This window comes from Butyricicoccus faecihominis, assembly GCF_014648015.1.
GTDB lineage: Bacteria > Bacillota > Clostridia > Oscillospirales > Butyricicoccaceae > Agathobaculum > Agathobaculum butyriciproducens.
The window spans coordinates 1-22,494 of the sequence record NZ_BMQH01000009.1; the positions used below are offsets into that span (position 1 = coordinate 1).

The 22,494-nt window shown below is 55.8% G+C and carries 31 protein-coding genes and 1 other annotated feature; of the genes, 25 read left to right on the forward strand and 6 right to left on the reverse strand.

What is annotated here, in order from left to right:
* Positions 1-1,342 precede the first annotated feature (1,342 nt).
* The 3 genes from IEY11_RS09615 (at position 1,343) to IEY11_RS09625 (ending at position 5,186) form a co-directional block, all read left to right on the forward strand.
* Positions 1,343-1,723, forward strand: coding sequence for a RidA family protein (locus IEY11_RS09615; RefSeq protein ID WP_110435180.1), 381 nt, complete (start codon positions 1,343-1,345; stop codon positions 1,721-1,723).
* A gap of 125 nt (positions 1,724-1,848) precedes the next feature.
* Entirely contained in the window at positions 1,849-3,495 is a 1,647-nt protein-coding gene (locus tag IEY11_RS09620) for a tryptophanase (protein WP_118285444.1), read from the forward strand.
* A gap of 278 nt (positions 3,496-3,773) precedes the next feature.
* Entirely contained in the window at positions 3,774-5,186 is a 1,413-nt protein-coding gene (locus tag IEY11_RS09625) for a sodium-dependent transporter (RefSeq protein ID WP_188886419.1), read from the forward strand.
* A 371-nt stretch (positions 5,187-5,557) separates the two neighbouring features.
* On the opposite strand, the gene IEY11_RS09630 is transcribed toward IEY11_RS09625, so the two are convergent.
* The 6 genes from IEY11_RS09630 to IEY11_RS09655 form a co-directional block, all read right to left on the reverse strand.
* The gene (locus tag IEY11_RS09630) at positions 5,558-6,508 is read right to left on the reverse strand and encodes a TIGR03943 family putative permease subunit (protein WP_116704655.1); all 951 of its coding nucleotides are present in this window, start codon (positions 6,506-6,508) and stop codon (positions 5,558-5,560) included.
* 11 nt (positions 6,509-6,519) lie between these two features.
* On the reverse strand, positions 6,520-7,662 hold the full coding sequence (locus tag IEY11_RS09635; protein ID WP_188886420.1) for a CobW family GTP-binding protein: 1,143 nt from the start codon (positions 7,660-7,662) through the stop codon (positions 6,520-6,522).
* Between the two features lie 327 nt (positions 7,663-7,989).
* A complete protein-coding gene (locus IEY11_RS09640; protein WP_116704656.1) occupies positions 7,990-8,442 on the reverse strand; it encodes a YjbQ family protein in 453 nt (150 codons plus the stop codon).
* Between the two features lie 13 nt (positions 8,443-8,455).
* Complete coding sequence (rfbA, locus tag IEY11_RS09645; RefSeq protein ID WP_118728924.1) at positions 8,456-9,313, reverse strand: glucose-1-phosphate thymidylyltransferase RfbA; 858 nt, start codon at positions 9,311-9,313, stop codon at positions 8,456-8,458.
* 113 nt (positions 9,314-9,426) lie between these two features.
* Entirely contained in the window at positions 9,427-10,860 is a 1,434-nt protein-coding gene (locus IEY11_RS09650; RefSeq protein WP_188886421.1) for a MerR family transcriptional regulator, read from the reverse strand.
* A 135-nt stretch (positions 10,861-10,995) separates the two neighbouring features.
* On the reverse strand, positions 10,996-13,617 hold the full coding sequence (locus IEY11_RS09655) for a valine--tRNA ligase (protein ID WP_188886422.1): 2,622 nt from the start codon (positions 13,615-13,617) through the stop codon (positions 10,996-10,998).
* An 80-nt stretch (positions 13,618-13,697) separates the two neighbouring features.
* Positions 13,698-13,910: a binding site (T-box leader), on the reverse strand.
* A gap of 187 nt (positions 13,911-14,097) precedes the next feature.
* Here IEY11_RS09655 and IEY11_RS09660 point away from each other — a divergent pair.
* The 22 genes from IEY11_RS09660 to IEY11_RS09760 all read left to right on the forward strand — a co-directional run bounded on the left by IEY11_RS09660 (position 14,098) and on the right by IEY11_RS09760 (position 22,466).
* Positions 14,098-14,349: a helix-turn-helix domain-containing protein gene (locus IEY11_RS09660; RefSeq protein ID WP_117490865.1), complete on the forward strand. Its 252-nt coding sequence runs from the start codon at positions 14,098-14,100 to the stop codon at positions 14,347-14,349.
* Positions 14,350-14,362: 13 nt separating this feature from the next.
* Positions 14,363-14,587 carry a hypothetical protein gene (locus IEY11_RS09665; RefSeq protein WP_188886423.1) on the forward strand — a complete coding sequence of 75 codons (225 nt, stop codon included), beginning with the start codon at positions 14,363-14,365 and terminating at the stop codon, positions 14,585-14,587.
* Positions 14,580-15,026, forward strand: a complete 447-nt coding sequence (locus IEY11_RS09670; protein WP_117490861.1) for an XF1762 family protein — start codon at positions 14,580-14,582, stop codon at positions 15,024-15,026. The genes IEY11_RS09665 and IEY11_RS09670 overlap by 8 nt, the downstream gene beginning before the upstream one ends.
* Complete coding sequence (locus IEY11_RS09675) at positions 15,023-15,400, forward strand: hypothetical protein (RefSeq protein ID WP_188886424.1); 378 nt, start codon at positions 15,023-15,025, stop codon at positions 15,398-15,400. Before IEY11_RS09670 ends, IEY11_RS09675 begins: the two co-directional genes overlap by 4 nt.
* Before the next feature lie 4 nt (positions 15,401-15,404).
* Complete coding sequence (locus tag IEY11_RS09680) at positions 15,405-15,692, forward strand: hypothetical protein (protein ID WP_188886425.1); 288 nt, start codon at positions 15,405-15,407, stop codon at positions 15,690-15,692.
* Positions 15,689-15,868 carry a hypothetical protein gene (locus IEY11_RS09685; protein WP_117490857.1) on the forward strand — a complete coding sequence of 60 codons (180 nt, stop codon included), beginning with the start codon at positions 15,689-15,691 and terminating at the stop codon, positions 15,866-15,868. Before IEY11_RS09680 ends, IEY11_RS09685 begins: the two co-directional genes overlap by 4 nt.
* Positions 15,855-16,061, forward strand: a complete 207-nt coding sequence (locus IEY11_RS09690; protein WP_188886503.1) for a hypothetical protein — start codon at positions 15,855-15,857, stop codon at positions 16,059-16,061. The genes IEY11_RS09685 and IEY11_RS09690 overlap by 14 nt, the downstream gene beginning before the upstream one ends.
* Positions 16,058-16,369 (forward strand): hypothetical protein, encoded by a 312-nt coding sequence (locus tag IEY11_RS09695; protein ID WP_117490853.1) that lies wholly within the window; start codon positions 16,058-16,060, stop codon positions 16,367-16,369. Before IEY11_RS09690 ends, IEY11_RS09695 begins: the two co-directional genes overlap by 4 nt.
* A gap of 3 nt (positions 16,370-16,372) precedes the next feature.
* Positions 16,373-17,110: a hypothetical protein gene (locus tag IEY11_RS09700; protein ID WP_188886426.1), complete on the forward strand. Its 738-nt coding sequence runs from the start codon at positions 16,373-16,375 to the stop codon at positions 17,108-17,110.
* Between the two features lie 351 nt (positions 17,111-17,461).
* On the forward strand, positions 17,462-18,271 hold the full coding sequence (locus IEY11_RS09705) for a rolling circle replication-associated protein (RefSeq protein ID WP_201309081.1): 810 nt from the start codon (positions 17,462-17,464) through the stop codon (positions 18,269-18,271).
* Between the two features lie 18 nt (positions 18,272-18,289).
* Complete coding sequence (locus tag IEY11_RS09710; RefSeq protein WP_188886427.1) at positions 18,290-18,655, forward strand: hypothetical protein; 366 nt, start codon at positions 18,290-18,292, stop codon at positions 18,653-18,655.
* Positions 18,652-18,816 carry a hypothetical protein gene (locus IEY11_RS09715; protein WP_158580961.1) on the forward strand — a complete coding sequence of 55 codons (165 nt, stop codon included), beginning with the start codon at positions 18,652-18,654 and terminating at the stop codon, positions 18,814-18,816. The genes IEY11_RS09710 and IEY11_RS09715 overlap by 4 nt, the downstream gene beginning before the upstream one ends.
* Positions 18,817-18,818: 2 nt before the next feature.
* On the forward strand, positions 18,819-19,364 hold the full coding sequence (locus IEY11_RS09720; protein ID WP_188886428.1) for a DUF2786 domain-containing protein: 546 nt from the start codon (positions 18,819-18,821) through the stop codon (positions 19,362-19,364).
* The gene (locus IEY11_RS09725) at positions 19,361-19,894 is read left to right on the forward strand and encodes a Holliday junction resolvase RecU (RefSeq protein ID WP_243183986.1); all 534 of its coding nucleotides are present in this window, start codon (positions 19,361-19,363) and stop codon (positions 19,892-19,894) included. The genes IEY11_RS09720 and IEY11_RS09725 overlap by 4 nt, the downstream gene beginning before the upstream one ends.
* Positions 19,891-20,070, forward strand: a complete 180-nt coding sequence (locus tag IEY11_RS09730) for a hypothetical protein (RefSeq protein WP_118648452.1) — start codon at positions 19,891-19,893, stop codon at positions 20,068-20,070. The genes IEY11_RS09725 and IEY11_RS09730 overlap by 4 nt, the downstream gene beginning before the upstream one ends.
* Positions 20,071-20,188: 118 nt before the next feature.
* Positions 20,189-20,485 carry a hypothetical protein gene (locus IEY11_RS09735; protein ID WP_188886429.1) on the forward strand — a complete coding sequence of 99 codons (297 nt, stop codon included), beginning with the start codon at positions 20,189-20,191 and terminating at the stop codon, positions 20,483-20,485.
* 13 nt (positions 20,486-20,498) lie between these two features.
* Positions 20,499-20,726 (forward strand): hypothetical protein, encoded by a 228-nt coding sequence (locus IEY11_RS09740; RefSeq protein ID WP_188886430.1) that lies wholly within the window; start codon positions 20,499-20,501, stop codon positions 20,724-20,726.
* A gap of 1 nt (position 20,727) precedes the next feature.
* Positions 20,728-20,964 (forward strand): hypothetical protein, encoded by a 237-nt coding sequence (locus IEY11_RS09745; protein ID WP_117555125.1) that lies wholly within the window; start codon positions 20,728-20,730, stop codon positions 20,962-20,964.
* Positions 20,961-21,605 (forward strand): hypothetical protein, encoded by a 645-nt coding sequence (locus IEY11_RS09750; RefSeq protein WP_188886431.1) that lies wholly within the window; start codon positions 20,961-20,963, stop codon positions 21,603-21,605. Before IEY11_RS09745 ends, IEY11_RS09750 begins: the two co-directional genes overlap by 4 nt.
* Positions 21,602-21,886, forward strand: coding sequence for a DNA N-6-adenine-methyltransferase (locus IEY11_RS15075; protein ID WP_279289188.1), 285 nt, complete (start codon positions 21,602-21,604; stop codon positions 21,884-21,886). Before IEY11_RS09750 ends, IEY11_RS15075 begins: the two co-directional genes overlap by 4 nt.
* A complete protein-coding gene (locus IEY11_RS09755) occupies positions 21,769-22,059 on the forward strand; it encodes a phage N-6-adenine-methyltransferase (RefSeq protein WP_256372133.1) in 291 nt (96 codons plus the stop codon). The genes IEY11_RS15075 and IEY11_RS09755 overlap by 118 nt, the downstream gene beginning before the upstream one ends.
* On the forward strand, positions 22,056-22,466 hold the full coding sequence (locus tag IEY11_RS09760) for an ASCH domain-containing protein (protein ID WP_188886432.1): 411 nt from the start codon (positions 22,056-22,058) through the stop codon (positions 22,464-22,466). Before IEY11_RS09755 ends, IEY11_RS09760 begins: the two co-directional genes overlap by 4 nt.
* The last annotated feature ends 28 nt before the right edge of the window (positions 22,467-22,494 follow it).

Consider the following 22,494-nt stretch of genomic DNA (forward strand, 5'->3'; position numbering starts at 1 on the left):
CTGGGGCACACGAACTGCGTCAGCGAGTTCGCCCTATCCGGGCGGCAGGTTTTTTCAGCACCGGCTGACTGGGGCACACGAACTGCGTCAGCGGGTTCGCCCTATCCGGGCGGCAGGTTTTTTCAGCACCGGCTGAGCGGGGTGCGCGAACTGCGTCAGCGGGTTCGCCCTTTCCGGGCGGAGAGTTTTTCGCTGAACCTCAGCAGGGGGATTCGCCGTCTGCGGACGGCGAGGACGTTGCGGCGCCCGCCGCGGGGGCAAAAAGGGTAGACACCTACGGTTTCTACCCTCTTTGAACACCCGTTTCCCTTGTTGGGATAGCTTGGGTGCAGACGGTAGACTGCGTAAGCAGGAAAAGGACGCGGCAGTCGGGTTACTCTTGCGTGATTTTCGCAAAATATTCGCAGTCCACAGACAGCGTACTGCTACACAGACGGTTTACTCTACGCAGGCGCGACATACCCGTGTCGCGCAATTCGTTAGTCTGGAGGTTGCGGACAGCACCTACGGATTAGGCGTTCGGTACAATTTATCCTCGCAGGTGCTGTCTATAATAACGCGCTAAAGAATCGCGCGGCACTGTTATGTCGCGCCTGCTGGAAGTAGCCGACCTGTGTAGCAGTAATGTATCTGACCCTGCGAACAGGTTGCTCAAGAGGACGGACTCCGAAGGTAGTTCGTCCGCAGCAGAGAAAAAATCCTCTGCCGTTCCCCTATTTCGCAGCGGTCACATGTCGGCAATCTGCGCCAGACCCTTCAAGGGAAAGGGGGGATTCACAAGAGGGTGGAAACCGCAGGTGTCTACCCTCTTGTGCCCCCGCCGGGTAGGCGCACTCCCCGCTGAGGTTCAGCGAAAAACCTCCCGCCCGTTAGGGGCGAACCGCCTGCGGCAGTTCGCGTGCCCCGCTCAGCCGGTGCTGAAAAAGGAGCCGCCCGGAAAGAATGAACCGCGCAGGCGGTTCAAGCACCCCAGTTTTCCGGTGTCAGAATTTTTATCACTTTCTGCGGCAGTGCCGCTCTCCCTGCGATTCTTCATGAATTCTTCATCGCATTGTTTTAGTAGAATAACAAAATTTTTTTATAAATTCGCACTTTAATTACCATGTTTTGTAAAATAATAAACTTTTCTAAGTGCGAGGTGAAAAAAGTAAATATTTTACGCAGTATTTTTGTACAAAAAGTCTGTTCAAAATTATCATTTTTCACAATAGTTGTTGATAATATTGATAAATACGCGAGATTTTTTTATTCATTCATCCAAATTGCACAAATACATCTTGACAAAGAATTTTAAAAGTGATAAATTTATCTCACGAAAGGACGAAAGGAGGCTGAGCAGGAAATGAAAAAGGTTATCTGTTCGGAACACGCACCCGCAGCCATCGGCCCGTATGCACAGGCAATTGCAGCAAACGGTATCGTATTTACTTCGGGTCAGCTTCCGATCGATCCCGCAACCGGTGCTTTTCCGGAAGGGATCGCAGCACAGACCAAACAGTCGCTCACCAATGTAAAGGCAATCCTTGCTGAGGCAGGAACCGGTATGGATCAGGTGATCAAGACTACCGTCTTCCTGAGCGACATGAACAATTTCGGCGCGATGAACGAGGTTTACGCCACCTTCTTCGGTGAAGGCAGCTACCCGGCACGTTCCGCTGTGGAGGTTGCAAGACTTCCCAAGGACGCTCTCGTCGAGATTGAGGTAACCGCTCTCCTGCCGTAAGGCAAACCAAAAAGAAAAGAAAACAGCAAAAAAGAAAGGTGCTGTCCGCTAAGCAAAGCCGGAACCGGAAAACCGGCTTTGACAACCGGGGTACCTCCAAAACACACAACTGGAGGTAATTTATTATGAGCAAGCAGTATCCGCTGAACGTACCCGCACCCCATCATTTTACTTACGCAGTCCGTGATCTTCCGGAAGTAACCGTTGAGCAGCGTGAGCGCGCTCTTCAGGCTACTCATTACAACGAGTTCGCATTCCCGTCCGGCATGCTGACCGTTGATATGCTGTCCGACTCCGGTACCACTGCAATGACCAATCATCAGTGGGCAAGCCTGTTCCTCGGCGACGAGGCTTACGGCCGCAACACCGGTTATTACGTTCTGCTCGACACCTTCCGCGACATCTTCGAGCGCGGCGGCGAGAAGAACTGGAAGAAGATCATCGACCTCGTTCGCACCGATTGCCGCGACGTTGAGAAGATGATGGACGAAGTTTATCTGTGCGAGTACGAAGGCGGCCTGTTCAATGGCGGCGCAGCTCAGATGGAGCGCCCGAACGCATTTATCATCCAGCAGGGCCGTGCAGCTGAGTCCGTTCTGATGGAAATCGTTCGCAACATCCTTGCTAAGCGTCACCCGGGCAAGAAGTTCACCATTCCGTCGAATGGTCACTTCGACACCACCGAAGGCAACATCAAGCAGATGGGTTCCATTCCGCGTAACCTGTACAACAAGACCCTGCTGTGGGAAGTACCGGAAGGCGGCCGTTACGAGAAGAACCCGTTCAAGGGCAACATGGATATCGAGAAGCTCGAGCAGCTGATCACCTCTGTTGGTCCGGAGAACGTTCCGCTGATCTTCACCTGCATCACCAACAACCCGGTTTGCGGCCAGGCCGTTTCCATGGGCAACCTGAAGGAGATCAACCGCGTTGCGCATAAGTACAACATCCCGCTGGTATTCGATACCGCTCGCTGGGCTGAGAACGCTTACTTCATCAAGATGAATGAGGAAGGCTACGCTGACAAGTCCATCGCTGAGATCGCTACCGAGATGTTCTCTTACTGCGATGCATTCACCATGTCCGCTAAGAAGGACGGCCACGCTAACATGGGCGGCATGCTGGCATTCCGCGATAAGGGCCTGTTCTGGAAGAACTTCTCCGACTTCAACGAAGACGGCACCGTTAAGACCGACGTTGGCGTTCTGCTGAAGGTTAAGCAGATCTCCTGCTACGGCAACGATTCCTACGGCGGCATGTCCGGCCGTGACATCATGGCTCTGGCAGTTGGCCTGTACGAGTCCTGCGACTTTAACTACATGAACGAGCGTGTTGCTCAGTGTAACTACCTGGCAGAAGGCTTCTACGACGCTGGCGTTAAGGGCGTTGTACTGCCGGCAGGCGGCCACGCTGTATACATCAACATGGATGAGTTCTTCGACGGCAAGCGCGGCCACGACACCTTCGCTGGTGAGGGCTTCAGCCTTGAGCTGATCCGCCGCTACGGCATCCGTGTATCCGAGCTGGGCGACTACTCCATGGAGTATGACCTGAAGACCCCGGAGCAGCAGGCTGAAGTATGTAACGTAGTTCGCTTCGCAATCGACCGCAGCCGTCTGACCAAGGAGCATCTGGACTATGTAATCGCAGCTGTTAAGGCTCTGTACGAGGATCGTGAGAACATTCCGAACATGCGTATTGTTTGGGGTCACAATCTGCCGATGCGTCACTTCCACGCATTCCTGGAGCCGTACCCGAACGAAGAGAAATAATCCCCTGTTCCATCCTTTCGTCAAAGGCGATACCGCATAATTGCATAAATTGTGCGGTATTTCCGCCAATGCCGCAGCAAAGGCGCTGCGGCATTGCATAACAGGAATTTCTCCTGACCTTTTTATAACTTGATAATCAGGGCGTAACCTGTGCCGCGTGGAAAGTGCACAGGAAAGCAAAGAACAAAGGCGTTCTTTTTGCCAGAAAACTAAACAGTTTCTGCGTCAAAGAGAACGCCCTTTTTCTATCCATTTACACATTAAAGGGGTGTAAGATAATGAGTAAAGAGCCTAAAAACTTAGAACAGAGAGATGGTTTCCAGAGTAAGTGGGGATTCATTCTGGCATGTATCGGTTCTGCGGTTGGTATGGGCAACATCTGGCGTTTCCCGATCATGGTGCAGAAGTACGGCGGCATGACCTTCCTGCTTCCCTATTTTATCTTTGTAATTTTGATCGGCAGTACCGGCGTTATCGAGGAGTTCGCTCTCGGCCGTCGTGCAGCCGCAGGTCCGGTTGGTGCGTTCGGTATGTGTACCAAGGAGCGCACCGGCAGTGATAAATCCGGTAAGGCGATCGGCGCAATCCCGATCATCGGTGCATTGATGCTGGCAATCGGCTACACGGTCGTTCTCGGCTGGATCTTCAAGTACACCTTCATGTCCCTCTCCGGCAGCCTGTTCAATCTCGGCACGGACATGGGCGCTATCGGCGGCACCTTCGGCATGACCGCACCGGAGGCAGAAACGCTTCCCGAAGCCCTCAAGGCAATGGCGTCGGCTGGCTTCTTCGGCATCGGCAACGGCGTATGGCAGATCGTTGCACTGGTCGTTTCCCTCGCCATCATGGTAATGGGCGTTGCAGGCGGCATTGAGAAGGCAAACAAGATCATGATGCCGGTTCTGTTCGGTCTGTTCCTCGTACTGGCAGTCTACATCGGCACTCTGCCCGGCGCATCCGAAGGCTATAAGTACATTCTGACCCTGAATCCGGCCGGTCTGGCTAAGCCCGACCTGTGGGTATTTGCATTCGGTCAGGCGTTCTTCTCCCTGTCTGTTGCAGGCAACGGTTCTGTAATCTACGGTTCCTACCTGTCCAAGAGCGAGGATATCCCGTCCTCCGCACGCAACGTAGCAGTATTTGATACCCTTGCAGCTCTGCTGGCAGCAGTCGTTATCATTCCGGCAATGGCAGTTGTTCTGGGCGAAGGCATCCGCGACGTATCCGGCGGCCCCGGCCTGATGTTCGTTTACCTCGTAAACGTATTCAACGCAATGCCTGCCGGCCGTATCATCGGCGCGATCTTCTACATCTGCGTACTGTTCGCAGGCGTATCCTCCATCGTAAACCTGTACGAAGCACCGATCGCTTTCCTGCAGGAGCAGTTCAAGTTTAAGCGTGCAGCAGCCGTTGGCACCATCGGTGTGATCGGTCTGGTCGTTTCCATCGCAATCCAGCCGTGGACCTCTCAGTGGATGGACGTTGTTTCCATTTACATCTGCCCGCTCGGCGCTGCTCTGGCCGGCGTTATGTTCTTCTGGGTACTGGGCAAGGAAAAGGCAATTGCTGCTGTTAACGAAGGCGCTAAGAAGCCGATCGGCGGCTGGTTCTTCCCGCTCGGCAAGTGGGTATACGTTATCTGTGCAGTTCTTGCACTGATCCTCGGCGTTATGTACGGTGGCATCGGCTAATCCCTCAAGCCGTCACCGATCTTTCAAAAGACGTTCATGGAGTTTATGAATCGTCTGTATCCCCCCTTTTGTCTCTGTCCCCCGTCACTGCTTTGTGACGGGGGACACACTTTTCTAATTAGAAATCAGCAATCAGCAGGCAGTAATCGCTGCATGCAAAGCAAAACCCCGGCTTTGCCGCACTTGACAAAACCGGGGCTGCTCGGGTATAATATACCCAAGTGATGCTGTTCAGGCAGTCAGACCCTATAACAAGTTAGTGAACTAAGTCACTGACCGTTCGAGGCCTAATCGAGCGGTCAGTGCGCTTTTATACAGAAAAAGAGACGAACCAAGCAGGCTCGTCTCTTTTTACGTTGTATGGAGAAGATTCAGTTAAAGTAAACGATATCTTCCTTCGCCTTTTCGGCGGGTTCTACCGTGATGGCATGCAGCACCGGACCGGGACCGCGGTACTGCGGCAGCTCCTCGACGGTGATGGACGCCGTTACCTTGACCCAGTCGCGGTTATGCAGCTGATCGCGGTCGGGATAGCGGCAGAGGAAGCCGAGGAAGGTGACGTCATCCGCGCAGCAAACCATGCCGAAGCGGCCGGGCACGAAGCTGCCGGCGGGCACATCCTTGCCGACGTAGGCCTGGGCAAGAAAGCGGACGGTCTTGCCGTCATACTTCATCGGGTCGCCGGTGGCGTCGATGTACCAGAGACCGTAGTCCTCCGGCTGGATGTCGATGATATCCGCATCCACATCAAACGGCAGCGGCATATTGCGGGCGTAGTCCTCGGAATTGCCGTTCACGTCATCCAGATAGATTGCCGCACGCGGATTCATCGCCTTGATGTTCTTCTTGTACAGCATGTCCTTCAGCTCATCCGTGCAGCGGTTGAACACCACCAGATCCGCAGTGGTGATATGCTCGAACATCATCGGGCCGATGTTGTTGGAATACAGCTCAAACGTGGTCGCATCGACCGTGGTGACGATCTGGTACAGCTCCCAGCGGGCAGGAAATGCCTGCATCAGCTTTTCCAGCTTCCACATGCCGTTGTACTCAACAAGAATGCGGTCCGGCTGGTATTTCTGCTCCACGCGCTTGAGGATATTCGGCGTCAGACGGTCCTCGGACTCGATCGGCACAAGCGCGGTGCCGTAGTGCAGCAGCCACTTCTCGTCGTATTCCTCGATGCCTTCTTCGCACAGCAGCAGCACCGTGCGCTCGTTCTCGGTAAAGTTCGGGTCCGCGAGAATGTCCTGAATGAACTTGGTCTTGCCGCTCTCCAGAAAGCCGGTAAAGACGTATACCGGAATGGGTTCGTTAGCCATATCTGGTTACCTCACTTTTCGTTTACGCCGAACAGAGCAGCGATGCGCTCCTCATCCAGCTCGGAGCCGATGACGCACAGACGGCCGGTGTAATCGGCAGCGCCGCGGCGGATTTCGGGTGCACCCGGAACGTAGTCAAAGTGCAGCCACTCGCCGCCGTCTGCACACGGAACGATGCCCTTTGCACGCAGTACGGTGCCGAGCGTAACATCGCCAAGCGCGGTAAGCGCCGCGTTAAGCTCTGCCTCGGTGTACTTGTGAGTCGTTTCCTTACCCCAGGAGGTGAATACCTCGTCAGCATCGTGATCGTGGTCGTGACCGCAGCAGCAGTGACCGTCGTGGTCGTGATGATGGTGCTCGTGGTCGTGATCGTGGTGATGCTCATGCTCGTGATCGTGGCAGCCGCAGGTGCAGTGCTCGTCATGCTCGTGATGATGCTCGTGCTCCTCATGGTCATGCTCATGCTCATGTTCGTGCTCATCATGCTCGTGGTCATGGTGGTGATGATGATGCTCGTGGTGCGGCTCGTGCGCGATCTCCTCGAGAACCTCCGCAACGAGGTCGCGGCTGCCTTCCATGGTGGAGAGCAGCTGCTCGCCGGTCAAATCCTTCCACGGAGTGGTAACGATGCGGGCGTGCTCATTCAGGCCGCGCAGCATGGCAACGGTCTCGTCGAGGCGCTTCTCCGGGCACTCAGCCGTGCGGGACAGCAGGATGGCACCGGCATGCGCCACCTGATTCTCGAAAAACTCACCGAAGTTCTTGAGGTACATCTTGGCCTTGAGCGCGTCAACAACGGTTACAAAGCTGTTCAGCTGAACCTCGAGGTGCGCGTTCTGTACCGCAGCGATAACGTCCGACAGCTTGCCGACGCCAGACGGCTCGATCAGGATGCGGTCCGGATGGTACTGATCCACAACATCGTGCAGCGCCTTGCCGAAGTCGCCAACCAGCGAGCAGCAGATGCAGCCTGCGTTCATCTCGTTTACAACAATGCCGGCATCCTTGAGGAAGCCGCCGTCAATGCCGATCTCACCGAACTCGTTCTCGATCAGAACAACCTGCTCACCCTTGAGCGCATCGGCCAGCAGACGCTTGATGAGGGTCGTCTTGCCGGCACCCAGAAAACCGGAAATAATATCAATTTTAGTCATGCTTTGTCGCTCCATTTCTATGCACGGCACAGGGATTCCCGAACCGTACTCAAATTTTTCGAACGCTTATATTATACCACATTTATAGAAAAAAGAAAAGTTATTTAGTTAGCGGACGCTAATCTTTCTGGCTGCGCGGAGCGTTTGAGAGCCGTGACGCAACAAAACCCTGGCCCTGTCGTTTGACAAGACCGAGGTTCTGCGGGCATAATATACCCAAGGGATGTTGCTAAGCAACCAGACCTTTCCGTATCATAGTTAAACTAAGATGACCGTTCGGGCCCTACTCCGAGCGGTCATCTTGCTTTTATACAGAATCAGTTTGCATTATTCTCCCATCACCTGAAAGACAATATCCCGCACGCGGTTGCGGGTATCGCACTCCACAAGGGTCAGATTCTGCCACGGGCCGATGGTGATCTCGCCATTCACGAACGGAATAACGATAAACGGGCTGAGCAGCGCCGCCTTGATGTGCGACGAGCCGTTATCATCGTGCCAGGTGTCATGGTGGTGATAGTAAATGACGTTTCCCTGCTCATCGCGGTAGGGCGAAAAGACGTCCATCGCCGCCTTGAGGTCATGGTAGACCATGCCCGGCTCAAACTCAAGCGTGGTCAGACCGGCAACACCGCCGGTGGTAAAGCCGGTGATCGTGCCGGACTTCATGCCGGTCTTGCGGCAGGCGTTCTGCACCGCTGCGCGGAAGTCGTCAGTAACGTCGATCATGCCCATGTGGGCCTTGGTATGGTAGGTTTTGGTTTCGGTATAAACAGGCATTTGCGATTCTCCTTTAGAGGCACTCTAAGTAGCGGCCGTACAGCGTTTTGCTGAGGTCGGCGGCGTGACGGAGCAGCGTCTGACGGCTGATATAGCCGCGTGCGTACGCAATCTCCTCCAGACATGCGATGTAGCGGCCGCTCTCATCCTGCACGCGGCGGACAACCTGTGCGGATTCGAGCAGATTCTCGGCGGTACCGGCATCCAGCCAGACGAAATCCCGCTCGAGCTTTTCAACGTGCAGCTGACCGCGCTTCATGTACTCGATATTGACATCCGTGATCTCCAGCTCGCCTCTTGCCGAGGGCTTGAGTCCGCGGGCAATCTCCATAACCGAGTTATCGTAGAAATACAGACCCGGAATGATATAGTTAGACTTCGGATAGCGCGGCTTCTCCTCGATGGAGATCGCACGGCCCTGACCATCAAACTCCACAACGCCGAACGCACGCGGGTCATCGACATAGTAGCCGAACACGCAGGCGCCGGATTGCATCTGCACGGCACGGTCCAGATAGTTCTGGAAATTGGGGGAATAGAAGATATTATCGCCCAGAACAAGGCAAACCGAGTCATCCCCGATGAACTGCGAGCCGATGAGCAGCGCGTCCGCGATGCCGCGTGCAACCTCCTGCACCTCGTAGGTGATGTTGACGCCGAAGCGGCCGCCGGAACCGAGCAGACGGTAGAACGGGCCTTCCTCTCCGGGCGGGATGATGATGAGAATATCGCGGATACCGGCCTGCAGGAGCGCAGCCAGCGGATAGTAGATCATCGGTTTATCGTATACCGGCAGCAGCGGTTTGCATACCGGACGTGTCATCGGGTACAGGCGCGAGCCCTTACCGGCGGCAAGAATGATTCCTTTCATTGGCTATTCCTCTATCTATATGGTTTTGTGAGATTAGTATAGCACACTTTGGGCAAATAAGAAAGCAATTTTCTAATAAAGCAGAGAGTGGAGAGCATTTCGCTCTCCACTCCTCACTCTTTCTCAATCGTCAGCACCGAATGATACGGCATCGGCTTTCCGTCCACGGCGTTATCGCGCGATGCGCCGCTGAATTCATACTCGTACCGGAAATCCAGCCCGTCGAGATGCGCCTCCTTGACGTTTTTCGTATCCGGTGCATCGTATTCCCAGCCGTCGTCAATGATGTCATCCCTCATGTGGGCGGCATACAGCCAGCTCCATTTGGCATACGCGGCCGCAAAGGCGTAATACACCGTCATGCGCTCCTGATAGCCGCACGAGCCGTTCTGCGAATCCGAAACCACCGTCACAGACTGCACATAGCCGTCCGCATCGGTTTCGACCGTCACATCGGATACAGCAGAATCGCCCAGCGAGAATCCGGTGTACGAGCCGCCCATTATGTCCAAATCCTTATTCCAGCTTCCGTCCGGCCGGACATACGGCGCCGTGCCCTGATTATATTTCAGGCAGTCGTTGCAGTTCTCCACATACTCCGCAAGAGTCAGCTCGCCGCGATTGGGCGGCAGCTTGGCGTACAGGTCAATGCCGTAACCTGCGGCTGCTCGCAGCACGAGCACCAGCAGGTACAGCGCCACGCGATACCAACTCACCTCCCGCTCGCGGACGATGATGCTGCACCCGTTCTCCAAATCCCACGGCAGCTCCTCTTCTTTGCACGCGCGGTAACACTTGTAATTGCAGTACCATTCGAAGAACGGCAGCGCATAGCAGCTGCCGTAGCCGAACACGCCCCACAAACGGGCATATGCGGTGCGGATGGACAGCTTTTCTCCGTCCTCATCGCGGACGGACAGCCCGAAGATCCACTTGCCGGGCGTTGTGCCCCAGTAATGCAGCAGCACCGGCTCGAACACGAACGTCAGCAGCCAGCTGACATACCCACACGCGAGCGTCCACGCCAGATTCGACATAAAATGATCCGGATTGATGCGGAACACCCACTGCGACAGCATCGACCACAGCAGCCCATACAGTCCGGCATCCACATTGCGGGCAAAGAAGCGCCGCCACGGACAGCCGGCCGGCGGAATGCGGTCTTTCTCGCGCGGGTCGTCTGCGGGCAGCACGATGGACTGGTACCGGTCTACATCCAGCCCGTTCCACTCCGCTCTGTCCTCGCAGATGGCGCGGCACATCGCATACGCCTGTTCGCTCTCGCGGATGTCCCCCTGCAATACGTCGAGCTGGCCTGCCGCCGCCTCGGGCAGCGCTTTCTCGCCGCTCTCGATGGCGCGGATGTCCGGCACGCTCAGCCGCAGCCTGCGCAGCAGCATGATCTTCCGCAGTGTCTGTACATTGTCCTCGGTGTAGTCGCGGTAGCCGTTCTCGCCGCGTGTCGGCGTGAGCAGCCCCTCCTTTTCGTAAAACCGGATGTTCGCCCGGGATAATCCCGTCCTGCGCTCTGCTTCCGCTATGTTCATACGATCACCTTCCCTTCTATTGATTACATTATAAGGGATAAAGTGGGTTTACAGTCAAGTGTTTTGGGGAAAATATTAAGAAAAAAGAGTGGATAAAACTCCACTCTTTTTATATTTAATTCAGCTTAATGCAGCTTAGTTCAGCGCTGCAATCGACTCTTCCAGCTTTGCAAGGTGCTCGCGCAGCTTTTCGGCCTTTTCGCGCTCAGCTGCAACAACCTTCTCGGGTGCCTTATCGACAAACTTCGGGTTGTTCAGCTTCTTCATAACAAAGTCGATATCCGCCTCGACCTTGCTCTTTTCCTTGCCGAGACGGGCGCGCTCGGCCTCGAAGTCGATGAGGTCGCCCATCGGCATATAAATCTGTGCGTCGCCGGTGACTACGGATGCCATCTTGGCAGCGTCCGCCGGAACCGCGTCGATGAGTTCAATCTCGGAAGCGTATGCCAGCTTGGGGAAGAAGCCTGCGCCTGCGGAGAACGTATCCTTCTTCTCGGTCAGGATGAGCACCTTGGCCTTCTTGGAGGGCGGTACGTTCATCTCGGCACGGCGGTTGCGGATGGCGCGGACAGCGTCCATCAGGCTCTCCATCTGTGCCTCCTCCGCGGCAAAATGCAGCTCCTCCTTGTATTCCGGCCATGCGGATACCATAACGGACGGGCCCTCATGCGGCAGCGCCTGCCAGATGGTCTCGGTGATGAACGGCATGAACGGGTGCAGCAGCTGCATTGCGCCGCTCAGCACATAGCACAGCACCTTCTGTACGTTCTCGTCGCCGGTCTGCAGACGGGTCTTTGCAATTTCGATATACCAGTCGCAGAAGTTCTCCCAGATGAAGTCGTTCAGCTTGGCAGCCGCCAGACCCAGCTCGTACTGGTCGATGTTGCGGGTAACATCAGCAACCAGTGTGTTGAACTTGCTGATGATCCACTTGTCCTCGATGGCAAGGTCGCTCGGCAGCTCGACTGCCTTGTCCTTGTCGATGGTCAGGTTCATTTGGATAAAGCGGGATGCGTTCCAAATCTTGTTGCAGAAGTTGCGGGACGCCTGCACGCGCTCATCCGAGAAACGCATATCGTTTCCGGGGCTGTTGCCGGTTGCGAGGGTGAAGCGCAGCGCATCCGCGCCGTACTGGTCGATGACCTCCAGCGGGTCGATGCCGTTGCCGAGCGACTTGGACATCTTGCGGCCCTGCGCGTCGCGCACCAGACCGTGGATATAAACCGTCTTGAACGGGGTCTCGCCCATGTGCTCCACACCGGAGAAGATCATGCGGGCAACCCAGAAGAAGATAATATCATAGCCGGTAACGAGCGTAGAGGTCGGGTAGAAATAGTCGAGCTCCTTGGTCTTGTCCGGCCAGCCGAGCGTGGAGAACGGCCACAGCGCAGAGGAGAACCAGGTGTCGAGAACGTCCTCTTCCTGACGGATGTTCTTGCTGCCACACTTCGGGCAGGTGCATACATCGGTCTTGGAAACGGTCATCTCACCGCAGTCGTCGCAGTAGAACGCCGGAATGCGGTGACCCCACCACAGCTGACGGGAGATACACCAGTCGTGTACGTTTTCCATCCAGCGCAGGTAGGTCTTGGAGAAACGGTCGGGCACGAACTTGGTCTTGCCCTCGTTTACAACGTCCATAGCGGGCTTGGCGAGCGGCGCCATCTTGACAAACCACTGCGCCGAGGTCATCGGCTCAACGGTCGTACCGCAGCGGTAGCAGGTGCCTACGTTGTGCTCGTGGTCCTCAATCTTGACCAGATAGCCGCCTTCCTCAAGGTCCTTTACAACCGCCTTGCGGCACTCGTAGCGGTCCATGCCCTCGTACTTGCCGCCGTTTGCGTTGACGGTCGCGTCCTCGTTGAACACGAGAATCTGCTCGAGGTTGTGGCGCTGACCCATCTCGAAGTCGTTCGGGTCGTGGCACGGCGTAACCTTAACACAGCCGGTGCCGAACTCCATGTCAACGTACTCGTCACCGAAGATCGGAATCTCGCGGTTCATGATCGGGAGGATGCAGGTCTTGCCGATGAGGTGCTTGTAGCGCTCGTCGTTCGGGTTGACAGCAACGCCGGTATCGCCCATGAAGGTCTCCGGACGGGTGGTCGCAACAACGAGGTCGCCCGAGCCGTCCGCCAGCGGATAGCGGATGTGCCACAGCTTGCCCGGCTGGGTTTCGTACTCAACCTCAGCGTCGGACAGCGCAGTTGCGCAGTGCGGGCACCAGTTGATGATGCGGTGGCCCTTGTAGATCAGGCCCTTGTTGTACAGGTTTACGAATACCTCGCGGACCGCCTTGGAGCAGCCCTCGTCCATGGTGAAGCGCTCGCGATCCCAGTCGCAGGAGGTGCCGAGCTTTTTGAGCTGGCTGATAATGCGGCTGCCGAACTTGTCCTTCCACGCCCAGACGCGCTTAAGGAACTCCTCGCGGCCGAGGTCGTAACGGGTCAGGCCCTCCTCCTTGCGGAGGTTCTCCTCTACTTTGATCTGGGTTGCAATACCGGCGTGATCGGTGCCCGGCATCCACAGCGCCTCGTAGCCCTGCATGCGCTTGGTGCGGATGAGGATATCCTGCAGGGTCTCGTCGAATGCGTGGCCCATGTGCAGCTGGCCGGTAACATTCGGAGGCGGAATAACGATGGTGTACGGTTTCTTGTCCGGATTGACCTCGGCGTGGAAGAAGCCGGAATCGACCCAGAACTTGTACAGCTTGTCCTCGACCGATTTCGGGTCGTAGGTCTTAGGCAGTTCGCTCATTGATCTATCTCCTTCAATTTGATTTACTATATACATGCGGGATACCTCTGTGCAAACAAAAAAGAGCATACTCATCCCGACAACAGGACGAAGTATGCTCCGTGGTACCACCTGAATTCGCGTAAAGACGCGCACTCGTTGCCCCGTAACGCGGGGTCAGACGGAACAGCTTAACGAAAATTCGGCTGTTCTGCTCCAAAGCGACCTTCTTCTTCCCCGCCGAGGTGCTTGCACCGGCCGCACCCTCTCTAAACGCGCAAAGGAAAAATACTCCTCTTTTTCACTGCATTTGTGTATTAACTTTAATATTATAGCTGTTAAATTCGGGTTTGTCAAGGGATATCCCTTGTTTTCCGGCACCGGGCGGCTTGTAATATTAAATGCGAAAGAACAAATACCACGTCGAATGACGGGTACGCGTTCTATCGCATTTATTTTTTTACCATCAACAGAGCTAAAACACAATAGAAACGGGGTGAAATGGTGCGGCAGTACAGATACATAGATTTTCAGGACCGCAAGGAGATTTCCACACGATACCTGAACGGCGACCGGGTGGCAGACATCGCCGATGGGCTGGGTATGGCAACGGCTACCGTCTACCGGGAGTTGAAACGTGGCGAAACGGGCGGGCTTGACCGCAACCAGCGGAGAGCATACAACCCCGTTCTTGCACAACAGCGCGTGCAAGAGAACTTCAAACGCCGCGGCAAAACAGCGGTCAATTCGTAAAGGAGGTTTCGCGGTGAACAATTTTGAAGAAATTACGAAGAACCCGGAAACGCTGGGCGCTTTCCTGCGGGGCCTGCCCGTCATTGAAGCGCCGTGGGATGAAGAATTCCAGCGGAAGTATTGTGCCGGGTGCGGGAAAGTCAGTTGTGACGATGGTAGCCCTTGCCCGTATGAGGACAAGCGGAACAATCCGCTTTGGTGGCTGTCACAGGAGAGCGAGGGAACGCAACGTGCTTGAAATCGTACCGATGACGCTTAGAGAAGCAAACGCGTTTGTCGAGCAAAACCACCGACACCACGGGGCAACCGTGGGGCATAAGTTTTCCATTGGGCTATCTGACGGTGAAAAAATCGTAGGGGTTGCCATTGTGGGCCGTCCTGTATCGCGCCACCTTGACGACGGTTGGACATTGGAAGTCAACCGACTTTGCACGGACGGAACCCGCAACGCCTGTTCAATGCTTTACGCCGCGGCATGGAGAGCGGCGCGGGCGATGGGCTATAAACGAGTAGTCACCTATATTCTGGACACAGAGAACGGCGCAAGCCTGCGGGCCGCTGGCTGGAAATGCGTTGGACAAGCCGGGGGCCTGCGATGGACGGGGACCCGTCGCCCGGAAGTGGACCTTTGCCCGGCGCAAATGAAAATCAGGTTCGAGCGGGAGGAAACAACATGACGAAAAAGAAACAGTGCCACGGCGGGGGCAAGCTGACGGCGAAGACAGCCCGCGCCCTCGCAATACAGGAGTTCGGGACCGCCCGCGGTCTGACGAAAAGTACGTCATTCGTCGGCGCGTACTTCATGGAGTTTGGAAACCTGCGTATCGAAATTTGCGCGGACGCGGCTTGTATTGCTGTTCGCGTGGTTCTGGCCCACGGTACGGGTTCCAGCGTGAAATACTTTGACCCGGACACCCTGCAAGAGAACTTCAAGGCTATCGACAAACACCGTGAAGACGAAGACCGCGCCATTATCAGTGATTGGGTCAACCTGAACGGCCCGGAATACTGCCGGAAGCAGGTTGAAGCGATTTGGAAACAAGGAGGTTGAAAACGTGGAGAGAAACGGGAAGCACATCGCAAAAGAAGCAACAAACGGAATTATTTACGACAGCGCCGGACAGATCGTACACAATGGGCTGTTGGAGATTTGCCCGTTCTGCGGCGAAATGAACAACCATTTTGGAAGCGGCGGAAGCGTGAACATTTGGACGGTTGGCGCGATTGAACGCAGGGAGTGTACGAAGTGCCGAAAGCAGTTCCACAAAATCAGCCTGACGGTTCCGCCCGATGAAACACCGGAAGCGTTCTATTTGCGGGTCATAAAGGCGGTGACAGCATGAAACGTCAATTCTGCTTGCCCTGCTTCCTCGAAATCAAGAAAGCTGGGAAACACGATATTGAGCGTGTCCGCGGCGGCGTGAATATGAAAATCACCTGTTGGCGGTGCAAGCGCCGTCGTTTCGGGGCCGAATACGAGATTTCCCGGAAAGGCGGTGTGTCCCGTGACAACGGCTGATTTGAAGCGGGCATTCATGGACGAACGCCCGGTACGGTACAACGGCATCACCTACCAGCGAGTAACAGCGGTGATTTACCGCAAGACCCCGGACAAAACCGGGTCGCTGGTACAAGGTGAACTGCTGGACAAGAACGGACGTGCCGTTATGATCGCGGCGGCGGAGCGAATCGAAGTGGAGGAACCGAAATGACACAAGAGATTATCACAATCACCGTTGAAGCCGGGCAAATGACCGCCCGGCGGAAGTCCCGGAAAATCGACCAGCGCCGCCCGGTCCCCGTGTGGGCTATCGTGAAGTATGCGGCCCTGACGATTGCCGGAATTATGCTGTTCCGTGAGGGTGCGGCCCGTGCGCTGGCCTACCGTGGCTATTTCGCCGTCGGCGGAGAGGTTTTCGCCCTCTTCCTCCCGATTTTCTATTACTGCCTTTCCCGGACGGTACGGGACCTTATCACGGACATTAAGAACGGCTTCAAGCCGGAATATGAGGAGGACTAAGTTATGAAGAAAATTTCACAGATTGAAACAGGCGGGCGCTTCCTGTACGGCGGCGTTGAGTGGGTCAAGCTGTACGCAGGCGACGGAACCGTTGCGATTTCCGCCGAACCCGTATTTGAACGCGCTTTCGACGAAGACAACAAGAACGATTGGCGTTCTTCTTCCCTACGCCGCGAACTGAACGGCGCGTTCCTCGACGCGCTGGTTGCAGAGGGCGCGGACCGGGCGGCGTTCCTCGATTGGGAAAGCGACCTGACCGCCGATGACGGCATGACCGACTACGGAACCGCCACCGACAAAATCGCTTTGCTGTCGGACAAGCTGTATCGAATGTTCCGCGGCATTATCCCGCGCGTGGACGCGTGGTGCTGGAACCTGACCCCGTGGACCTGTGAAGCGTCCAACTCTTACTACGTCCGCATCGTCTATTCCTCTGGCGCGATGGACTGGGGCAACGCTTACTTCGGCTACATCGGCGTTCGCCCGCTTTGCTATCTGAAATCCGAAATCTTGGTATCTGTCCCCGGAGAGGACGACGAAGAAAAAAGCGTTGAAGTCGCCGAAGAGGACCGCGCACAGCTTGTTCTCATCGCAAGCGACAGAATTTTGAATGCCCTGAATGAATACCCCGTGGAAGTTTGGGGCGAAGCGCTGGGCGCGGCTGTGGCTTCTCTGTTCACGTCGAAGCAGGACGCGGCGCAGATCGCGCAGGAAGACAAAGACAAAGCGGCGGAGGTCTGAACCCCCGCCGTCGTGAAAACTGGATAAAGAAAAACCGCCCCGCGTTTGCTTGGGAGAGCAGACGCGAAGCGGGTTCCGCCGATGAAAATATATCAGCTATCAACCTACCGTTAGTATATCAAAAACGGCGGAAAAAGTCAACAAATAACGCCGTTTTTGCGCGGCGTGGCGGGCTTGTAATGGGTATTAACGTTCCTGCGATTAGCCTTGTCACGCATGACAACAGGACCGGGAAGAAAGACACGCCCTATCTGGTGTTCTTCTCGCCTGCATAGACAACTACACACGCCGGAAGTAAAGCCCCGCCCGCTTCCTCTACCCGCAAAAGGAGTGAAGCAAGTGCGAAGTTTTATGAGAGAAAAGAAAATCTACTGCGGAAAGCATTATCGGGAGGTAGATATATACCCCTATACCGCCGCGCAACTGACAGCATCTACGCGCGGGAAGAGGTCAAAGAAAATCAAGGAAACGGAGCCGAAGCAAAAGAACCTGAATGACAAGAACGCCCGCCGCTACTTCACGCAGACGGCGAACCTGAATTTCGGTTCTGACCCGGAAGCCCTGCACGTTACGGCTACATACAGCGGAAAATATCTGCCCGACACGGTGGAACAGGCCGAACAGGAAGCAACAAACTTCCTACGCCGGGTCCAGTACCGCCGGAAGAAAGAGGGCTTGCCGCCGCTAAAGTACATGATCGTTACCGCCTACACCACGAAGCGAAACAGCGAAACCCCCGTTCGTATTCATCACCACATCATTATGAACGGCGGGCTTGACCGTGACGTTGTGGAAGACCTGTGGAGAAAACGCAGACGCAAGGGACAGAAAAAAGGCGACAAAATCGGCTTTTGTAATGCTGACCGCCTGCAAGCCGATGAAAACGGCATAGCCGCCCTTTGCACCTACCTTGTGAAGCAGGGGTGCGGGAAAAAGCGGTGGAATTCCTCGCATAACCTCGAAAGGCCGTACAGCCGGACGAACGACGGCAAGTACAACCGCCGTCAAATCGAGAAGTGGGCGAAAGAACACCCGCCCCGTGAGTTTTGGGAAAAGAAATATCCCGGCTGGACCCTGACCGATGATGACTACGGCGTTCAGTACGAATACAACGACTTCACGGGCTGGGCGGTCTACCTGAAATTGCGAAAGAAAGAGTAAAGAAAGGGGCTGTTCAATATGGCAAGGCCGTTCAAAATCTGCCCGGACTGCGGCGCACACCTCGACGCTTCCGAACCCTGCGACTGCAAGGACGCAATCGAGCGGGAGCCGCCGAAGCCGCGGGAGCGGTTGAAACTGCTTGCCGTCTGCCGGGAGGTAGACAAGGAAAGCGGGCGCGTCAGCGTTTACCCGCTTGGCATCGAAATCACAAGCGAAGTCATTACAAGCCTGAAAATGCGGGCGCAGTTCAACCCGGAATTGCGCTACTTCACGACCACGACGGCACGTTGGGACCGTTACGGCGAAGTCATGGCGGGTATCCTGAAACGCCGCACGGTGAGCCGGGCCGATTTGGACAATATCGGGGGTATCTGCGAGATATGAGAAGAAATGAGCCGACCCCGGAAGAACAGGAAGTCGAAGAAATGAAGCAGGCCGCGCGGGTCATCAAGAAAATTTGCGACCGCAGGACGGCGGACGACGCTTGTTCGTTCTGCCCGTTCTGCGATATGTGCCGCACGGAACCTTACACATGGGAGGTATGACAATGACGGAGCGGGAACGCCTGTTAGAGAAGATACGCAAGGTTCAAGCCCTTGCAAACCGCGGCGCAGACGGCGAAAAGCAGTCAGCCGCCGCCCTGCTTGATAGGCTGATGACGCAATACGGCATCGACGAAGCCGAAATAGCGGAAGAATGTTTGGAAAAGTGCTTCTTCCGTTACAAGACCCCGTATGAAAGAAAACTACTGGTTCAGGTGATTTATACCGTGACCGGGAAAATTCCCTTTAAGTGCGTCGGGTCCTATTCGGGCCGCGCACGAAAGCAAGTCGGAATTGACTGCACCGCGGCGGAACGGCTGGAAATCGAATTCAGCTATGAGTTTTATAAAGCCGCGCTGGAAGAGGAAATGGAACGGTTCTATTCGGCGTTCCTGATGAAGAACGACATCTTCCCGCCTGCTTCCAAAAAGGCCGAAGAAATCCCGGCGGCGGAAATCAGCCGAAGCGAAGCGTTCAAACTTCAAGCGCTTATGGCGGGCATGGGCGACCACACGCGCCGCCCTGTATTGGGAAGCGGGGTGGGACCGTGATAGACAACCAACGCGCCGCCCTGCGGTATCAAAACAAAGTCAACAACGCACAGGGCCACTTTTTCGAGAGCGCAATAAAAGCCGCCTGCGCCCTCTATTCTGACCGGGAGCGGGCCGACGTAGACAAAACCCCTGAACCGTTCCGCGTTCTGGAAAAGAGCCGCGACGGAAAGTTCAAGGGCCGCTTTACCGCCCGCGCACAGCCGGACTTTCAAGGAACGCTTGACGGCGGGCGCTCCATAGTCTTTGAAGCGAAGTACACAACGACAGATCGTTTGAAGTGGGACGTTCTGACACAGGAACAGCGGGACACGCTGGAACGCCACGCCCGGCGGGGTGCGCTTGCCGCAGTCTGCGGCGGGATTGGAAACGAATTCTTCTTTGTTCCGTGGATGGTGTGGCGGGACATGAAAGAGCATTTCGGCAGAAAGTACGTTACCGCGGCGGACCTCGAACAATGGCGGGTCCGCTTCAATGGGGCGGTGCTATTCCTCGATTACGTCCACCACGAAAGGAGCGGGACACCATGAAAAAACAGCACACACAGAAAATGACGGTCCGCGTCACGGCACAGACGGCCTACAACCTCGAACGCCTTATGCTTATGAGCGGGCAGAAAACGCCGGGCCGCGTCGTCGATAAGCTGGTTCGTGAAAAAATGCTTGCCCTGCGGGGCCGAAACATCGAAACGGAGGAAACGAAATGAAGTATGACTGCATGAAGCCTGAATGGGCCGACAAGGAGCCTTGCCCACTCGACACGGGCGAACTGGAAAACTGCGCCGAATGTGTGTGGGCGCATGAACGGGAAACGGAGGACTGACAATGCGTGCCGGAATTCTGCTGATCGTTCTTTATTGGGCGCTGTTCACCATTCGAGCGGGTTTGCAACCGAAAGTGGCGGCGGAGGTCAAAGCGGCGACCTACGACATGAAACGGGCATCGGGCCTTGAAAAACTGGAACACACCCGCCGCCTGCAATGCTGGACCGTGGCAAAGTGGGCCTTGCGTGTCTGCGGCTGGGCCGAAAACGTCCTGTTGGGTGTGGTTATCCTGTGGGTTGCTTTCATGCTGGGCGCAGTCCTGACAGGAACCGTCATTGTATTTGGCTACCCGGTATAAAGGAGCGTTATCTATGAAACTGACGAAGTGTGAGAAATGCGGCGGACCGACGGCGGAGGGCCTGCCCCTCTGCCCTGACTGCATGAGAGCAACGGGCGCGGCGGTGGACCAAATCGCCGCGGCGGAGGAACTGCGGGACATTGCACGGGTCCTGTCCATCACAGCGGACACAGACGCGAACATTCGTGAAGCAATCGTCGGAATTTTGAATATCGCCGAAAGGCTGGAAAGAGGGAAATAAAATGGAACTTCTGCAATTCGTGTTTTCGAGTTTTTGGGTTTGGCTGGGCTGTGTGGTCCTGATTGTCGCGGCGGGTGAAGCTGTGGCGACCGCGGCGGCGGGTTTCCGTCAGAAGCGTAAAGTTTCCGTGTACCACGTCGGCGACGTGACGCGGGTTGAAGTGGAGAACGCGGGCCGCGCCGACATTCCGGCGGCGGTAAAGGCGTTGAACGAGCAGGCGGCGGAGGTAGACGAATGAAGCTGAAAAAGGTTCTTTCTATCTGCAAGACGAACGGGCTTTATTACCTGTATGACCGCATCGACAGATCGGGAGAAATCACACAATGGTTGGGCGACGGCTACGCCCTCTATCCTCTGGACGGCCTGCCTATTCTGGACGAAGAAAGTTTCTGCGCCGTGTTCGATATTACCGGGAAGCAACGCGAAAAAATTCTTTTCCGGCATGAGCGCTTGCCGGAACACCTGAACGTCGAGGACGTGGCGGCGGGCGACAAACTGGTTCGGGAGTACGAAACGACCTTTATCAATGGCGGGTTGCGCTTGAAACCGCTGAAAACGAACAACGGCGTTACATTCATTCGGAGCCTGTACCTTTCGCCGCTGGAAGACGTTATCGACATGGTGCAATTCTACGAGCGGACCACGCCGCAGGGCGGTTCGTACATCGTCGCAAAGGCGGGGTTCCTGACGGCGGCGGTCATCATGCCTTATGTCATTAGCAAGAAATTCGCCGACGAACTGGAAGAACTGTCCTATCAATGCCGCCACTTCCTGAACACCCGGAGCGCATTCACCACCCCGGCGGCGGAGGACGAAGAAGAGCCGGACGAAAACCAGACGACCGCATTTGACGCGGAAACGGCGGAGGTTCAAGAATGAACGCGGCGCTTTTGAGCAGTAAAAAGATGGACTATTGCACCCCGCAAGACTTTTTCGACCGACTGAACGAAGAGTTTCATTTTACGCTTGACGCGGCGGCGACCGACAAAAGCGCAAAATGCCCGGCGTACTACACCCCGGAAACCGACGGACTGAAAAGCCCGTGGAATCTTGCGGGGGGGGGGCTGTATTCTGCAACCCTCCATACGGGCGCGAGGTTGGGAAATGGGTTCGCAAAGCCTACGAGGAAGCCCAGCGCGGCGCAACCGTCGTTCTTCTGATTCCGGCCCGGACTGACACGACATACTTTCACGACTACATATATGGGCGGGCGGAAATCCGCTTTGTGCGCGGGCGGTTACGCTTCACCGATGAAGAGGGCAAAGCATACGCCGCGGCCCCGTTCCCGTCTATGGTGGTCATCTACAACGGAAACAAGGAGGTTCAGGAATGAAAGCCTTTACCGTGTATCAGCCCTACGCACACGCAATCGTAGCAGGGGTCAAGCATTATGAAACCAGACCCCGGCGGACGCATATTCGGGGCCGCGTCGCTGTCCACGCCGGGCGGCTGGACGAAGTGCAAGCGACAAAGCATCTGACGAACGGTGAGTTTTGGGCTGTACTGGAAGCCGCAGGCGGCGGCGGAAACCTGCCGCGGGGCGCAGTCATCGGAACCGTTGAAATCGTCGATTGCGTGCCTGTGGAAGAACTTGTGGACAGTTTGGATAACCGGGAACGCCTGTTAGGTGATTATTCGCCGGGGCGGTTCGCGTGGGTGCTTCAAAACCCGGTCATGTTCAAAACGCCCATTCCCGCCCGCGGGAAACAAGGGTGGTGGAATTGGGAGGAACCGACATGAAGTGCCGTGAATGCGAATTTGCATCGGT

Coding starts and splice junctions, on each gene's coding strand:
- IEY11_RS09615 (WP_110435180.1), top strand. CDS start 1,343: ATGAAAAAGGTTATCTGTTCGGAACACGCACCCGCAGCCATCGGCCCG.
- IEY11_RS09620 (WP_118285444.1), top strand. CDS start 1,849: ATGAGCAAGCAGTATCCGCTGAACGTACCCGCACCCCATCATTTTACT.
- IEY11_RS09625 (WP_188886419.1), top strand. CDS start 3,774: ATGAGTAAAGAGCCTAAAAACTTAGAACAGAGAGATGGTTTCCAGAGT.
- IEY11_RS09630 (WP_116704655.1), bottom strand. CDS start 6,508: ATGGCTAACGAACCCATTCCGGTATACGTCTTTACCGGCTTTCTGGAG.
- IEY11_RS09635 (WP_188886420.1), bottom strand. CDS start 7,662: ATGACTAAAATTGATATTATTTCCGGTTTTCTGGGTGCCGGCAAGACG.
- IEY11_RS09640 (WP_116704656.1), bottom strand. CDS start 8,442: ATGCCTGTTTATACCGAAACCAAAACCTACCATACCAAGGCCCACATG.
- rfbA (WP_118728924.1), bottom strand. CDS start 9,313: ATGAAAGGAATCATTCTTGCCGCCGGTAAGGGCTCGCGCCTGTACCCG.
- IEY11_RS09650 (WP_188886421.1), bottom strand. CDS start 10,860: ATGAACATAGCGGAAGCAGAGCGCAGGACGGGATTATCCCGGGCGAAC.
- IEY11_RS09655 (WP_188886422.1), bottom strand. CDS start 13,617: ATGAGCGAACTGCCTAAGACCTACGACCCGAAATCGGTCGAGGACAAG.
- IEY11_RS09660 (WP_117490865.1), top strand. CDS start 14,098: ATGGTGCGGCAGTACAGATACATAGATTTTCAGGACCGCAAGGAGATT.
- IEY11_RS09675 (WP_188886424.1), top strand. CDS start 15,023: ATGACGAAAAAGAAACAGTGCCACGGCGGGGGCAAGCTGACGGCGAAG.
- IEY11_RS09685 (WP_117490857.1), top strand. CDS start 15,689: ATGAAACGTCAATTCTGCTTGCCCTGCTTCCTCGAAATCAAGAAAGCT.
- IEY11_RS09695 (WP_117490853.1), top strand. CDS start 16,058: ATGACACAAGAGATTATCACAATCACCGTTGAAGCCGGGCAAATGACC.
- IEY11_RS09700 (WP_188886426.1), top strand. CDS start 16,373: ATGAAGAAAATTTCACAGATTGAAACAGGCGGGCGCTTCCTGTACGGC.
- IEY11_RS09705 (WP_201309081.1), top strand. CDS start 17,462: ATGAGAGAAAAGAAAATCTACTGCGGAAAGCATTATCGGGAGGTAGAT.
- IEY11_RS09710 (WP_188886427.1), top strand. CDS start 18,290: ATGGCAAGGCCGTTCAAAATCTGCCCGGACTGCGGCGCACACCTCGAC.
- IEY11_RS09715 (WP_158580961.1), top strand. CDS start 18,652: ATGAGAAGAAATGAGCCGACCCCGGAAGAACAGGAAGTCGAAGAAATG.
- IEY11_RS09720 (WP_188886428.1), top strand. CDS start 18,819: ATGACGGAGCGGGAACGCCTGTTAGAGAAGATACGCAAGGTTCAAGCC.
- IEY11_RS09730 (WP_118648452.1), top strand. CDS start 19,891: ATGAAAAAACAGCACACACAGAAAATGACGGTCCGCGTCACGGCACAG.
- IEY11_RS09735 (WP_188886429.1), top strand. CDS start 20,189: ATGCGTGCCGGAATTCTGCTGATCGTTCTTTATTGGGCGCTGTTCACC.
- IEY11_RS09740 (WP_188886430.1), top strand. CDS start 20,499: ATGAAACTGACGAAGTGTGAGAAATGCGGCGGACCGACGGCGGAGGGC.
- IEY11_RS09745 (WP_117555125.1), top strand. CDS start 20,728: ATGGAACTTCTGCAATTCGTGTTTTCGAGTTTTTGGGTTTGGCTGGGC.
- IEY11_RS09750 (WP_188886431.1), top strand. CDS start 20,961: ATGAAGCTGAAAAAGGTTCTTTCTATCTGCAAGACGAACGGGCTTTAT.
- IEY11_RS15075 (WP_279289188.1), top strand. CDS start 21,602: ATGAACGCGGCGCTTTTGAGCAGTAAAAAGATGGACTATTGCACCCCG.
- IEY11_RS09760 (WP_188886432.1), top strand. CDS start 22,056: ATGAAAGCCTTTACCGTGTATCAGCCCTACGCACACGCAATCGTAGCA.